12 protein-coding genes are annotated in these 14,933 nt (G+C 48.0%); 10 read left to right on the top strand and 2 right to left on the bottom strand.

Annotated elements, in window-relative coordinates:
• Window positions 1-231: 231 nt before the first annotated feature.
• From hoxE to ACHZCY_RS07035, 5 genes are all read left to right on the top strand, one after another.
• Window positions 232-762, top strand: a complete 531-nt coding sequence (gene hoxE / locus ACHZCY_RS07055) for a bidirectional hydrogenase complex protein HoxE (RefSeq protein ID WP_319548336.1) — start codon at window positions 232-234, stop codon at window positions 760-762.
• Window positions 746-2,398 carry a NuoF family protein gene (locus tag ACHZCY_RS07050; RefSeq protein WP_319548335.1) on the top strand — a complete coding sequence of 551 codons (1,653 nt, stop codon included), beginning with the start codon at window positions 746-748 and terminating at the stop codon, window positions 2,396-2,398. Before hoxE ends, ACHZCY_RS07050 begins: the two co-directional genes overlap by 17 nt.
• Entirely contained in the window at window positions 2,395-3,159 is a 765-nt protein-coding gene (gene hoxU, locus ACHZCY_RS07045; RefSeq protein WP_319548334.1) for a bidirectional hydrogenase complex protein HoxU, read from the top strand. The genes ACHZCY_RS07050 and hoxU overlap by 4 nt, the downstream gene beginning before the upstream one ends.
• Before the next feature lie 188 nt (window positions 3,160-3,347).
• Window positions 3,348-3,881 carry an NADH-quinone oxidoreductase subunit B family protein gene (locus ACHZCY_RS07040; RefSeq protein WP_319548333.1) on the top strand — a complete coding sequence of 178 codons (534 nt, stop codon included), beginning with the start codon at window positions 3,348-3,350 and terminating at the stop codon, window positions 3,879-3,881.
• Between the two features lie 21 nt (window positions 3,882-3,902).
• Complete coding sequence (locus ACHZCY_RS07035) at window positions 3,903-5,324, top strand: Ni/Fe hydrogenase subunit alpha (RefSeq protein WP_319548332.1); 1,422 nt, start codon at window positions 3,903-3,905, stop codon at window positions 5,322-5,324.
• Between the two features lie 84 nt (window positions 5,325-5,408).
• Here ACHZCY_RS07035 and ACHZCY_RS07030 read toward each other — a convergent pair whose 3' ends face one another.
• Entirely contained in the window at window positions 5,409-6,815 is a 1,407-nt protein-coding gene (locus ACHZCY_RS07030; protein ID WP_394713382.1) for a glutamate synthase-related protein, read from the bottom strand.
• Between the two features lie 77 nt (window positions 6,816-6,892).
• A complete protein-coding gene (gene rbr / locus ACHZCY_RS07025; protein ID WP_205224456.1) occupies window positions 6,893-7,414 on the bottom strand; it encodes a rubrerythrin in 522 nt (173 codons plus the stop codon).
• 640 nt (window positions 7,415-8,054) lie between these two features.
• Between rbr and ACHZCY_RS07020 the strand changes: the two genes are divergently transcribed.
• From ACHZCY_RS07020 to ACHZCY_RS07000, 5 genes are all read left to right on the top strand, one after another.
• Complete coding sequence (locus ACHZCY_RS07020; RefSeq protein WP_319548330.1) at window positions 8,055-9,932, top strand: lytic transglycosylase domain-containing protein; 1,878 nt, start codon at window positions 8,055-8,057, stop codon at window positions 9,930-9,932.
• Between the two features lie 455 nt (window positions 9,933-10,387).
• Complete coding sequence (locus ACHZCY_RS07015; RefSeq protein ID WP_319548329.1) at window positions 10,388-11,188, top strand: transglutaminase family protein; 801 nt, start codon at window positions 10,388-10,390, stop codon at window positions 11,186-11,188.
• 73 nt (window positions 11,189-11,261) lie between these two features.
• Window positions 11,262-12,707 (top strand): circularly permuted type 2 ATP-grasp protein, encoded by a 1,446-nt coding sequence (locus ACHZCY_RS07010; RefSeq protein ID WP_319548328.1) that lies wholly within the window; start codon window positions 11,262-11,264, stop codon window positions 12,705-12,707.
• Window positions 12,708-12,718: 11 nt separating this feature from the next.
• Complete coding sequence (locus tag ACHZCY_RS07005) at window positions 12,719-13,693, top strand: alpha-E domain-containing protein (RefSeq protein WP_205224452.1); 975 nt, start codon at window positions 12,719-12,721, stop codon at window positions 13,691-13,693.
• Window positions 13,694-13,856: 163 nt separating this feature from the next.
• The coding region (locus ACHZCY_RS07000; RefSeq protein WP_319548327.1) for a transglutaminase family protein at window positions 13,857-14,933 on the top strand (1,077 nt) is incomplete at its 3' end.

The following is a 14,933-nucleotide window of genomic DNA, read 5'->3' as shown; positions in this document are numbered from 1 at the left end:
TAATCTCTATCCTGGGTTTATCGCGGGCACTTTGTCAGTATTTGAAGAGATGAATGATTTTATGTTCATACTGTTAAAATCAATCAAGTATACGATTGAGTAAAATGCTCTCTGGGTGTCCGTTCATGTGTCACCATCTTGATTGATGAGAAATTCGGGGTAAATTGTACGGGCTTTCATGTGCCTGCTATCTGGTCATAGATAATGAGCAGGCTTGTCAAGGAGGAAGCTATGATACATGATGTTAGGGAGGCTTCATCGGTAGAAAAAAAGGCTGTCGCCACCCAAGATTTGCAATGGCGTGCTGTTGACCGTACCATGCGGGGTCATGGAAATCATCCGGAAGCCCTTATTGAAACCCTCCACGTAGTACAAAACACCTTTGGCTATATCGATCAGGACGCCATGGAGTATGTGGCCCATGGGCTGCACGTGCCGCTCAGTCAGGTCTATGCCGTAGCCACCTTTTATCACTCTTTCACTTTAAAACCACCCGGAGAACACGCCTGTGTTATCTGCACAGGGACCGCCTGCTATATAGGCGGATCATCCTCTCTGCTTGACGCTATCCATGAATATGCTGGTATTGCGCCTGGAGAAACCACCAAAGACGGTAAGGTTTCGCTCCTGACTGCACGTTGTCTTGGCTCGTGCGGCCTTGCTCCTGCCGGGGTATTTGATGGAACAGTGAACGGAAAGCTACAGCCCTCTGATGTTGTACAACAACTAAAAAGGTGGGGAATCGATGACGCTGACACTTGATGACCTAAAACATGTTGCCGAAACGGAAAATCAAAGGCTAAGCAGCTATCAGTACCGGATTAACATCTGCGTGGCCGCCGGCTGCCTCTCCTGCGGAAGTGGTGAGTTAAAAACCGCCTTAAAAGAGGAGGTAAAGCAGCGGGGGCTGGAAGATCGAATTTTAGTAAGAGGTGTGGGCTGCATGGGGCCTTGTTCCAAAGGGCCGCTTGTTGCTGTTCAGCCGGGAAATATATTTTACCAGGGATGTAGTGGTGCAGATGTCGATGCTTTACTGGACTCTTTGGACACCGAACCGGTGGAACGGCTGCGTTGTCCTGCTGATCATCCGTTTTTTGCAAAACAGCATAAGCTGGTCTTGGAAAATTGCGGGGTAATAGATCCGGAACGAATCGAAGAATATATTGCTGCTAAGGGATACGAGCCCCTGTATACGGCGCTGCGGACTATGACTCCCGAAGAAGTGATAGAGGAAGTCAGCAGGGCCGGTTTACGGGGCAGGGGCGGGGGCGGCTATCCTACCGGTTTGAAATGGTCCACCGTTGCCAATGCCTCTGACCGGACAAAGTATGTTGTCTGTAATGCGGACGAGGGAGATCCTGGAGCGTTTATGGATCGGAGCGTACTTGAAAGTGACCCCCACCGGGTCCTGGAAGGGATGGCCATCGGCGCCTATGCTGTTGGCGCGAATTACGGCTACATTTACGTGCGGGCGGAATACCCCCTTGCTGTGAAAAGGTTGAAAAAAGCAATCATCCAGGCAAAGCGGATCGGTCTTTTGGGAGAAAATATTTTTAACAGCGGGTTCAGCTTTGATGTGCAGGTGCGACTTGGTGCAGGTGCCTTTGTCTGTGGTGAGGAAACCGCACTTATAGCCTCCATTGAAGGACATCCCGGAAAACCTCGTCCCCGTCCTCCTTATCCTGCTGCATCAGGTTTAAGGGGCTGCCCAACCTTGATCAACAATGTGGAAACCTTTGCCAATATAGCGCCGATTATCCGTAACGGCGGTGACTGGTTTTCCCGGATCGGATCTGCGGAAAGCAAGGGCACAAAAGTTTTTGCCCTTGCCGGAAGAGTCAGGCAAACCGGGTTGATAGAGGTCGACATGGGAACAACGCTGCGTGAAATTGTGTATGATATTGGTGGGGGAATCGTTCAGGAGGGGACTTTCAAAGCGGTACAGACTGGGGGGCCTTCCGGTGGCTGTATCCCTGAGCAATTTTTGGATATGGGGGTGGACTATGGCTCCCTTGCCAAGGTGGGGTCTATCATGGGTTCAGGCGGGATGATCATTATGGATCAGCAATCCTGCATGGTGGACGTGGCCAGATTTTTTATGGAATTTTGCATGAGCGAGTCGTGCGGCAAATGCGTTCCCTGCCGGGTCGGTACTGCCCAGATACATGAGTTGCTTGTCAAAATTATTCGCGGCAGAGGCGAGATGTCGGATTTGGCAATGATTGAGGAACTGTGCGGCCTTGTCAAAGAAGCGTCGTTATGTGGACTCGGTCAGACCGCAGCTAATCCGGTCATAAGCACCCTGCGTTACTTTAAAGACGAATACCTGGCCCATATTCAGGAGAAAAGGTGTGTGGCCGATTCCTGTGCCAAGGTCATAATCACGGAGGCCTTATGAATCCTTCTGCAAAGCTTCCTCCGCGTCAGGTAACGGCAGGTGAGCCTCAGGCTCAGGTTCTGACGTTTAAGATAAACGATATAGATGTGAGTGCCAGGGAAGGCGAAACCATTTTGTCGGTAGCAAATCGCTATAACATTACGATTCCAACTCTTTGCCATCTGGATGGGTTATCCCCGTATGGAGGATGCCGGATCTGTGTTGTTGAATTGAAGCAGAGCGGCAAGTTGGTCCCGGCCTGCATCACTTGTCCCCTGGAGGGGATGGAGATCCTGACTCATTCGCAACAGGTGATGGAGTCCCGGAAAAAGATACTGGAGCTCATTTTTTCTGAACGCAATCATGTGTGTGCGGTCTGCGTTTCCAATGGGCATTGTGAACTGCAGCAGTTGGCAACCGATCTTGGGCTCACTCATGTTCATTATGCGTATCGTTATCCGCACCTGGCTGTTGATGCTTCCCATCATCGCTTTGTGCTTGATCCCAATCGATGTGTACTATGCCTGCGCTGCGTCAGGGTGTGCGCGGAAATAGAAGGGGCCCACACCTGGGATGTGATGGGGCGGGGGATATCGTCGCAGATTGTGGCCGATTTGAATCAGCCGTGGGGAAGCTCAACAACCTGTACCAGTTGCGGCAAATGCGTGCAGGTCTGCCCAACCGGCGCACTCTATGAAAAAGGGAAATCTGTTGCAGAGATGGTCAAGAACCGGGAGTTCCTCCCCTATCTCCAGGAGATGCGGGATAGGAAACACTATTAGTGATCAATAAGGTCACTTATTATTCAAAATTATAGGGTTTGTAACTGTGTAACCATTTAGCGGTGCTATAGCTCTGACAAGGTGGATGCGCTGCGCTTATCCACCCTGTACTGATTGTTTGTAAGGTGGACACCAGGAAGACAAGGCTCCAGCCGGTATCATGAAAATGGAAAAGGGAAGAGGCTGCAATGAACAAGGTACGGATTGCAACAACCTGGCTTGACGGCTGCTCAGGCTGTCATATGTCGTTTCTGGATATTGATCAACGATTGGTTGATATAGCTGATCAGATTGAGATTGTTTACAGCCCTCTGGTTGATGCGCTTGCAATTCCGGATGACATTGATGTTGCTTTTATCGAAGGTGCGGTGAGTAGTGAAGATGATGCCCGCAAGGTCCGTCTGTTGCGTGAGCGCAGCAAGCTGTTGATAGCCCTTGGCGACTGTGCTGTAACAGGAAATGTTTCGGCAATGCGTAACGCCTTTGGCGTAGAGGAGGTGCTGGAGCGAGTGTACTGCGCCGGGGCGACCGGGGAAAATGGAGTGCCGACCGAGGACGTCCCCCGCCTGGAGCCTCACGCATCTCCGGTCCATTCGTATGTGAAGGTTGATGCTTTTTTACCGGGATGCCCTCCACCCAGCGATGCCATATTGTATATGGTTACAGAGTTACTGGCGGGGCATGTTCCCGATATGCTAGGCAAGAGTCGCTTCGGGGCTTGATCAAAGAAAGAGGAGAAGGACATGGCACAGCAGGTTGTTATTGAACCGATCAGTCGCATCGAAGGGCATGGGAAGATAACCATTCAGCTGGATGAGCAAGGACAGGTTGCAGATGCCAGGTTGCATGTAACGCAGCTCAGGGGATTTGAAAAATTTTGTGAGGGCAGGCCATTCACCGAAATGGTCTCACTGGTGGAAAGAATCTGCGGAATATGCCCCATCAGCCACTCCATGGCTTCTTCCAAGGCATGCGATCAGATTATGGGCGTGAGGGTTCCGGACGCTGCACTGAAGTTGAGAAAAATGATCAATTTTGGAGCCTTTATCCAATCCCACGCACTGAGTTTTTTTTATCTCTCTTCACCGGACCTGTTGCTGGGCATGGATGCTGAGCCGGAACAACGTAATATATTTGGGGTGTTAAAAGCAGACCCTGTTTTGGCTAACGACGGGATTCGGCTACGGCAGATCGGCCAGCAGGTTGTCGAGTGGCTGGCCGGCAAGCGGATTCATCCTTCCTGGGTAGTACCTGGTGGGGTCAATAAACCTTTCAATGCGGTATTTAAAGATGATATTCAGGCCATCCTTCCAGAAGGTGTAGAGATTGTACAGCGCGCATTGGCCTTTTTTAAACAGTCCACCTCCAAGTTTGATGACGAGATCCGGACCTTTGCGAACTTTCCTTCCTATTTTCTCGGGCTTGTCGACCGGAACGGGATGCTGGAATATGTGGATGGCAGGCTGCGATTTATAGATGCAGCCGGGGATACTGTTGTCGACCAGGTGGATCCGTCCAGATACCAGGAGTATGTCGCCGAGGCTGTTGAGACGTATTCGTATCTTAAGTCTCCTTATTATAAGCCATTGGGCTACCCTGAAGGCATGTACCGGGTCGGTCCTGCAGCCAGGCTGAATGTCTGCAGCGGCATCACCACCCCGTTGGCTCATGCAGAGTGGGCTGAATTTCGAAACCTTGCCCCCAAAGGCCCGGTGCTCAGTTCGTTTTTTAACCATCATGCCAGATTGATTGAGATGCTGTACGGGTTGGAGATGCTGGACCGGCTGCTCAGGGACGAGGATATTCTGGATCAGAATATACGGGCAATTGCCGAGCCTAATTTCCAGGAAGGAATCGGAGTGGTGGAGGCACCACGGGGAACATTGTTTCATCATTACAAGGTGGACGGCAACGGACTGATGACCTGGCTGAACCTGATTGTGGCCACCGGGAATAACAATCTTGCCATGAACCGGGGACTGCTTCAGGTGGCAAAGCATTTTGTCCATGGCGACAAACTGACTGATTCGGCAACCAACAGGCTGCAAGCTGTTATCAGGGCATTTGACCCCTGCCTGAGCTGTTCCACCCATTGTCTGGGGACAAAGGGTGGAGTTATTCAGTTATTGGCAGCCGACGGTGAAGTGCTGGATGAGGCTGGCTGACGATGTCAAAATGATAGACGCTTTGGAAATGTTACTAGCCAGACCTCGATCAGAAAAAAACCTTTTTCAAGGTACCTGGTAAGTTCAGACATGTCGTACCTCTGTGTGGGCCGAAATTTCAGAATTGGTGGTCCGCAGGTCCTTGATGCTGAGGTCATGTATCTTGGTGTTGCCGGTTAATCTGGTGAAATCTTCCAGTTCGGCAGTGGAGATTTTTAAAAAATTATGCAGTCTGCGGGTTGCGTGATCAATATCCAACCGTGCCCGTAATTCAGGATCATGGGTAGCAATCCCGACTGGACACTTGCCACTATTGCATATTCGGTACTGCCGGCAGCCGATGGCAATCAGAGCACTGGTACTGATGGCCACGGCATCGGCTCCCAGGGCAAGGGCTTTGGCAAAGTCAGAAGAAACACGTAAGCCGCCAGTGCAGATCAGGGAGACGTGAAAGGCCTTTCTGGCGTTAAGATGTTTCCTGGCACGGTAGATGGCAAAAGGGGTCGGCACGCCAACAGAACTTTTTATATATTTTGGTGATGCGCCTGTACCGCCTGACCTGCCGTCCAGGGTGATGAAATCAGGCTGCGCATGCAGGGCAAAGTCGAGATCCTCTTCAATATGACCGGCTGCTATTTTAATCCCGATCGGTCTGCCTTCTGAAGTCTGCCGCAGCCAGGTAACTTTTTCCTTTAGTTGTTCTCGGGTAATAATATCTTCAAAATGGGCAGGGCTGACGATGTCAACTCCTTCTGCAAAGCCCCTGATATCTGCGATTTCCCTGGTAACTTTGTTTGCGGGAAGATGACCACCCATGCCTGGTTTGGCAGATTGGCCGAACTTGATCTCAATGGCGTCTACCGAGCGCAGATTTTCTTCTGTGACGCTATATCGATTCGGTACGTATTCAAAGATGTACTTATGAGCATTCTCAAAGGATTCAGGCAGGATTCCCCCTTCACCTGACCCTATGGCAGTCTGCATAGCGCTGCTGCCACGTGCCAGAGCAATTTTTGCTTCTTTTGAAAGTGCTCCAAACGACATGTGGCTGATAATGATGGGAGTGGCAATGACCATCGGTTTTGTCGCCATGGGGCCGATAGTGGTGGTTGTTTCTACGGGATCATCATGGTTGAGCGGGGTGCGGGAGAGTTGAGCGCCTTGGATAAGAATATCATCCCACTTGATCAAGGTTGCCTTGGTCTGCATAGGTTCGATAATGGATTGACCCGATTCGGCCATGGCAACTATATCGGCTAAATAGGTTTCGTGGCTATCTTCTGTTTTTAAAGGCTCAAAGGCAATCGGATCTTTTTTGGTGGTTTCCCGGGTGTCTTCAAACGTGTCTGGTTCGGCTCCGATCCTTCGCCAGAAGGCTTTACCGGACTCGCAGACCGGGCAAACCCAATCAGGGGGCAGGTCATTCCACGCTATATTTTCCTGTGCTTCGTCGTATTCGGTATCGCAAACGGTACAAAGATAGACAGCCATCATCTCCCTCCTGATTTTTGAACATCTACACTGCCTGTTGAGCAGACGGTGTAGATGTTGTCAGCTAACACATTGAGTTAAATATCCATATTTGCAGGCTGGTAGTATTCTCTGGGGTGTTTGCAGGCTGGACACTTGGGTGGTGGTTCTGTTCCCTCGTGAGTAAAACCGCATACTGAGCATTTCCATTTAATCGGTTGGTCACGCTTGAAAACCGTGCCGTTTTGTACCATCTCCAGGCAGCGCTTATAGCGGTCGCGATGGTGCGCTTCAATCTTGGCAATTTGTTTGAAAAGGATCGCTGCTTCCATGTTACCCTCTTCTTCAGCTTCTTTAGCAAAAGTCGGGTACATGTCGGTGGTTTCGTAATTTTCGCCGTTTATCGCTTCCTCCAGATTGGCGGCGGTAGTACCAATGCCGTTGAGCATTTTGAAGTGATCGTTGGCATGACGTTGTTCATTGGCAGCGGTCTCGTCAAAGAGTTCAGCTATGTAATGGTAACCTTCCTTGCGGGCAACCTTGGCAAAAAAGGTATACATGTTTCTAGCTTGAGACTCTCCGGCAAATGCTGCTTTCAAATTTTCGACTGTTTTCGACATGGTGCCTCCTTGTTGGTCATTGAACGTTGCGTGCATGAACTTGCATTGCGCGCTGTGTGGTAAGCTAAGCTTTGTCCTAGTTTTGGGGGGAAGTCTCCTTAAGGGGTGCCTTGAAAGATTGGTTATTCTTCCAGTCACTGCGTTATGGCCATAAAATTATCCATGGAATATCGAATAGATGCCTGTGGTAAAAATTTTTTACAAGCCTCGGATTCCGGGCTTACCTGGCCTTGATCGGTAATAATTATTAAGGAGAGGTGCGGAAGGTTACGCGAAAAGTATACTCATTTTAAAAAGGCGAAATCAAGGGAAAACAGAGGCTTGGCCTGCTTCCCGGTAAAGCGGGTGCAGCGGGGGTGACCTTATTGGCGACGACCTTGAGAATAGGTGTCGGTTTCAGCTCAGCTTTCAGTGTGCTGGGAGCGTGACAGGACAGCTAAAATTCTGTACTCTTCCTGATGACTGCTGATGCAACATGTGTTGCTCAACGTCGTCAACCATGGATAAGATCGCGGGGTCAGTGTTCTCTCGCAAGTTCCTCTTGTTTGTGAGGCGTTGTGTCTCCTCTTCAGTCGTAGGTATTACTGTAGCAGCTCAAGAGAAATGACCATTTCTATTTGACCACCTCGTTTACATGATCATGATAAAAAAAATACAGGCATTGTTGGCGATCTCCATCCTTTTTATTGTTTTTCAAACAACAGCATGGGCAACCATGCAGACCGTGTCTTTGCCCATAACGGTAGATTATTTGATGCTGAGAAAGTTGTTGGTCGCCGGTTCTTTTACTGAAGAAGGAGAATCGGCAACTTTGGTTGATGAAGGAGATGGATGTATTCAATTACGGCTGGCAACCCCCCATCTCAGCGAGCAAGAAGGTACCTTGAGGGTCGAGTTGAGCGTTTTCTCCCAAACAGGAGTGCCTTTGGGTGGGGCGTGTTATTCACCGGTGAAGCTGCAGGGGTATGTCGTCCTGTATCAAAGGCCTGTTATTAATCCGGTGGACTGGAAACTGTCTTTTGAAACGGTGCGAACCGAGTTGCTGAATGTGCATCGTAAGCCGACCAGGGTAGCTGGGGTGGTGTGGAAGTTTGCAGAGCCGTATATTGCGGCCTACCTCAGCGGCATCAAGATTGATTTGATGCCGCCTGTAAAGAATATTAAAGACTTTGTTTCCCCGCTTTTTTCTGCTGATAAAGAGCAGCAAGTGAAAGCCATGCTCGCCTCCATGCGACCCGGGACAATAGAACTTGAACCCAGTGCCCTGTATCTGCCTGTTTTAGTTGATGTAGCCAGTGTATATGATCCGCATGAGCGTAGATCAAATATAATATCGGATAAAAAAAGGCTGAAACAGACCGTTGCCCTGTGGGAACAATGGGATGATTTATTGGTGCACCTGATCACGCGATTAGCGGGAAGGTCGCTCAGTGAGGATGAAAAAGAGGTCTTGGTTGGTGTTTTGTTGGAAAGCCGGTACCGTTTTGTTTCGGAATTATCCGATGAATCAATCCGGCACGATATAGTGAGAAAGCAATTTATCGAGGCTTGGCGTCAACTGGCTCCTCTTTTCCGTAAATATTTTCTGCAACAGGGCGAAAGCAAAGGAATACTGGGCTATCTCGGCTTCTTTTCCTCTGTAGATGCTTTGATGACTTTGGATAAACTCGGGCCGACATTCGGCGTGGAGATAAGTACTGCAGGGCTGGTAAGGCTTGTGGAAATGCTTCAGGTGAATCCCAGCTTTTTTTATTACGGGAGTCAGCCCAATGCGAACCTGCAGGAATTGTTTCATATACACCCGCTGGAAAAGCAGGAGGAGATTCCGATTGAAGAGGATTCCTTTCAAGATAACGGTGGGGTGCTCAAGAGAATGTTCAATACGCTGACAGTTTCTACTGCCTATGCCGCAACAAATACGAAGCAAATGTCTATGCGTAAAATCCTGCAATGGAAAGTGCCGGAAGCAGATGTTACTGATTACATACAGAGGGTACGGGATGTTCTTAAAGCATCTACTGCCGCGACCCTGATAAAAGGAAATGTGCCGGAGCAGCAACAGGCAATGTTTCAAAAGCTCATTCAGGCAATGGCTTGGCAGGAAAGTTGTTTTCGCCAGTTTGTCGTCAAGAACCGTAAGCTGACTTACCTCCTATCCTACAACCGAAGTTCTGTTGGTTTGATGCAGGTGAACGAAAGGGTGTGGAGAGGATTGTATGACTTGAACCGTCTCCGGTGGGATATTTATTACAATGCTGCAGCTGGAAGTGAAATAGCTGCTCTTTACCTTAAGCGTTATGGTCTGCGCAAAGAGGTTACAAATAGAAAACTGGACGATGAGACCATGGCCCGTCTCATTTATGCCATGTATAACGGAGGCCCTTCCCAGCGCACAAAGTTTTTTAAAAGATTTTCATCAAAAAAATTATACGAGAGCGATGAGCTTTTTTGGAAAAAATATCAGATGGTGAGCGCTGGAGATGTGGGCAAGGTGAGTCTTTGTCTGGTTGGCCGTTGAACTTTTTGCTTCATTTGCAGGGTTGCTAGGATAATCAACTTGTGGTGAGTTGTTTCCCAGTGTCGGCCAATGTGTTAAGTGAAGTTTACTGGGCAGTGTAACTTTTGTTACATTTATGTGGATTTGGTTAGGGTGTGCTTGCATTTTTGTGTTTTTCCTGTTTTTTTAAAGTGAGGTTCTTTCGTTACAGGCTGAGCACTTTGTGCAAAGCTTTCTCAAGCTGCTGAGTTTTTTGCATCCCTCATTTTGATTAAATTTTAGCCACGGAGTAAAGCGTAACCTGCTCTATTGTTTGAATCCTGTGCCTTTGAGCCAAATTTAACCTGATGTTGGTCGAGGCTCATTTTTTAAGTACTCTAAAAGTGAATCCGTTCAACATCTTTGGTGGTGCAAAATTTGCATTTTTTCCGGAGCGGGGGAGCAGGCTAACATCTACAAAGAGATTTTGTTATTTTATGCAATTACAAACACGCTGTGATTTGTCTTTTGAAATTTCCTATCCAACACCCTTCGTACTGATGCTAAGACCGCGAAGTGGTGCGTATCAATGGGTGGTCAGTGAAGAATATGTAATCACTCCTTCCATCCGTATCTCTGAATTTACTGATAACTACGGAAATCTTTGTCAGAGATTGCTCGCCCCACCCGGATATTTGAGTATTTGCACTCAATCTAAAGTGATTATTGCAGGAGGAGTAGAACGAAGTCCCGGTGGAGCGTTTGTTGAGATTCAAAATCTTCCCGATGGGGTGCTTTGTTACCTTCTTCCGAGTCGCTATTGCGAATCAGAACATTTTAACAGCCTTGCAGTGGAGATAACAGCAGGGCAGTTCATAGGATATGATCAGGTTGCAGCAATTGAATCCTGGATACGCAATGCAATTCGTTATGAGTTGAAGGGGAGTGATGCACCCGTGTCGGCAATGGACGTCAAGGAGCGGCAGTGGGGCGTATGTCGTGATCTTTCTCACCTTGGGATTGCCCTGTGCCGTAGTTTGAGTATTCCTGCACGGATGGTTGTTGGTTATTGTCACGGTCTGGAACCGATGGACTTACATGCATGGTTTGAAGCATATGTGGCTGACCGGTGGTGTACTTTTGACCCTTCTCAGAGTGAGTTAAATGGCAAAGGATATGTAGTGCTGGGATACGGTCGTGATGCTGCTGATGTAGCAGTCTATAATCAGTTCGGCCCCTCTGTATATCCCATTTTAAAAACTGTGGATGTTATAAAACTCGTAGAAGAGGATGCGTGAACATCTCTTTGCTGCCTGTGCAGAATTATATCATTTTAACTTAATTTGTCTCCCATGACTGAGGAACGGTTTTATGGAAACATTTCAAACCTATGACACTGAAGATTTTTTTGACGAACTGGTAGACGAGAATGGTTCCCCCCGGCCGGGTGTGCAAATTCTGGTGGATAAAATCGAGTCCTTGCCCAATGGGGATTTAACCCTCCGGCAAAAAGAGGCCGAAGCCCTGCTTCTAAAAATGGGGATAACCTTTAATGTCTATGGTGCCGATGAGGGAACAGAGAAGATTCTTCCATTCGATCTTATTCCCCGTATCCTTCCAAGCAATGACTGGCAGCAGATTGAAGCTGGTCTCAAACAGCGGATATTCGCCCTTAACGAGTTTTTGCAGGATATCTACAATGATAAAAAAATTTTAAAAGATAACGTTGTTCCTAAGGATCTCATTCTTAGTAGTAAGACCTATAGAAAGGAGTGTGAAGGGTTTAGTCCGCCTAGAAAAATATGGTGCCATATTACCGGTACGGATCTGATACGAGGCGGGGATGGATGTTTTTATGTACTGGAAGACAACTTGCGTTGCCCTTCCGGAGTATCTTACGTTCTGGAAAACAGACAGGTACTGAAACGAACCTTTCCACACGTTTTTGAACAATCCAAGGTTCGCCCGGTTGATGAGTATCCGGTGAAGCTTTTGGATATGCTCGAACACCTTGTGCCGAGAAATGTGCAGTCGCCTACTATCGGTTTATTGACCCCGGGAAAATACAACAGCGCCTACTTTGAACATTCTTTTTTGTCACAGCAGATGGGGATTGAGCTCGTGGAAGGGAAAGATCTGGTTGTCGCTGACGGCTATGTCCACATGCTTACCACCAAAGGCCTCAAAAGAATTGATGTCCTCTACAGGCGAATAGACGATGATTTTATCGACCCCACAGTGTTTCGACCTGATTCTTTGCTCGGGGTAAAAGGACTTGTCGACGTATACAAAGCAGGGCGGATAGCCTTGGCAAATGCTTTGGGTACAGGCGTTGCCGACGATAAGGTCGTCTATGCTTATGTACCAAAAATTATAAAATACTATACAGGAGAGGATGCTATCCTACCCAATGTTCCCACCTATATCTGCGGGGATGAAAAAGATAGATCCTATGTTCTTGCTCATTTGGATGAGCTGGTGGTTAAAGCTGCCAATGAGTCAGGAGGGTATGGTATGTTGGTTGGGCCCCATTCAACGAAAAAAGAGAGGGATATTTTTGCCGAAAAAATAGCGGAAGATCCCCGTAATTACATTGCTCAACCAACCATTTCCCTTTCTAGGGTTCCAACTATTGTTGGTGATCGTCTGGAAGGCCGCCACGTTGATTTGCGACCCTATGTTATTTTTGGTGAAGATATTTATGTTCAACCAGGAGGGCTTACCCGAGTGGCGCTAAAAAAGGGTTCATTAGTGGTTAACTCATCTCAGGGCGGCGGCAGCAAGGACACTTGGGTGCTGTTACCGAGTCCACAATAGGAGGAGGAAATATGTTAAGCCGTGTCGCCAATTCAATTTACTGGATGTGCCGTTATATTGAACGGGCAGAGAATGTAGCCCGCTTTATTGATGTAAATCTCAATCTCCTGCTTGATATGCCGACAGAGGAGAGTGAGCAGTGGTCACCGCTGATTATGACCACCGGTGACCAGGAACTCTATGAAAAAAAAGAGCAGGTCTATAATGCCGAGGAGGTTATCTGGTTTCTTACCTTTGACCGGGAATATCCCAATTCTATCTTAAGCTGTGTTGCTGCGGCCAGGGAGAATGCACGATCAATCAGGGAAACGATTTCCTCGGAAATGTGGGAACATCTTAATAATTTTTATTTGGAACTGATAAAGGAAGAGTCGATCAAAATGGCTTTGCAGGATCCAAATCGTTTTTATAATATCATCAGGATGCGCAGTCATCTTTTCACCGGTCTGCTTGATAGTACCATCAGTCACGGTGAGGCGTGGAATTTTGCACGGATTGCAATGATGATGGAACGGGCTGACAAGACCTCGCGAATCCTTGATGTAAAATATTTCATGTTGCTTCGACAGGCAGATTTAGTGAATACGCCCATTGATAATATCCAATGGCTAGCTGTCCTCAACTCAGCGAGCGCCTTTGAAATGTATAGAAAAGAAAAGCACCGTGTAACGCCTCGCGATGTAGCCGACTTTTTGATTTTTAATAAGCAGTTCCCGCGATCTATTTACCATTGTATTGCAAAGGCGCAAATTTGCCTGCACCGCATAACTGAATCGCCAAATGGTACAGCGACAAATCCGGTAGAGAGGCTGCTGGGACGTCTTAAGGCTGATCTTGAATATACGGATATCGATGAGGTTATCCAGTCAGGTCTGCATGAGTTCCTGGACGACCTGCAGACCCGTCTGAATCAAATCGGCGGAGTTATCGGCACGACTTTTTTCAATATTAAACCGGTGACTGCAGCGACAACTAGCGAACAGTAGTTATATAACTGGGTATAAATCTCTTTTTTTATTCAGTCGTAACTGCTCGCGGTGCTGCTAGCTCATTGATTTATCATTTTTAAAAGCTGCAAGTAGTTATTGCCCAGCCAAACATTCCCAGCCCCGAAAGTGGGCTCTTATTTGACTTCATTGAGGAGTATCAGTGGGTATCCATATAGCCTTAAATCATAAGACATCTTATCGTTACGATCGACCCATCAACCTCGCGCCCCAGATAGTACGTCTGCGGCCTGCACCCCATTGTAGAACACCCATTCTCAGTTACTCCCTGAAGGTGACGCCTAAGGATCATTTTATCAACTGGCAACAGGATACTTTTAGCAACTATCTCGGTCGGCTTGTTTTTCCGGAAAAAACCACCGAATTTGAGGTTGAGGTAGACTTGGTTGCGGACATGGTCGTTATCAACCCTTTTGACTATTTTTTGGAACCGGATGCCGAGGAATTTCCTTTTACCTATGAGAAGGATCTGGCTGATGACTTGGCCCCCTATCTGGCGAAAGACAAGGCAAAAAAAATACTAAAAAAATACCTGAAAGAAATCGATACAACCCCACGGCGGACCATTGATTTTTTAGTCGATTTGAACCGGAAGCTGAGTAATGATATTAGCTATCTTATTCGGATGGAGCCGAACGTCCAGAGCTGTAAACAAACCCTTACCATGAGGAGTGGCTCCTGTAGGGACTCTGCCTGGTTGCTTGTCAATATTTTACGCTCCTTTGGTTTGGCTGCCCGTTTCGTGTCCGGCTATCTGGTTCAGTTGAAACAGGATATTAAATCGCTGGACGGCCCCTCTGGTACGGCAGAGGATTTTACCGACCTTCATGCTTGGACAGAGGTCTATCTGCCTGGTGCCGGCTGGGTGGGGATGGACCCGACTTCCGGCCTTTTTGCCGGTGAGGGGCATATTCCTCTTGCCTGTTCGCCTCAACCCCAGAGTGCTGCTCCTATTACCGGCGCTCTGGATGAATGCGAGGTTAATTTCAGCCATACCATGTCGGTAACACGCATTCTCGAAGATCCCCGTTCAACCCGTCCTTACCCCGAAAATGTCTGGTCCGAGATCGTTGCGTTAGGTGATAAAGTTGATGAGGAACTGGAGGAGAGAGATGTTCGCCTGAGCATGGGAGGGGAGCCAACCTTTGTTTCAATCGATGATATGGAAGGAGCGCAGTGGAATACCGAAGCACTGGGGGAGGAAAAGCTGGTACTTTCA

The sequence above is a fragment of the Desulfogranum marinum genome (genome assembly GCF_963675105.2).
GTDB classification, from domain to species: domain Bacteria; phylum Desulfobacterota; class Desulfobulbia; order Desulfobulbales; family Desulfobulbaceae; genus Desulfogranum; species Desulfogranum marinum.
The sequence above is the reverse complement of the archived record's forward strand: the minus strand, read 5'-3'. Positions and strand labels throughout refer to the sequence as shown.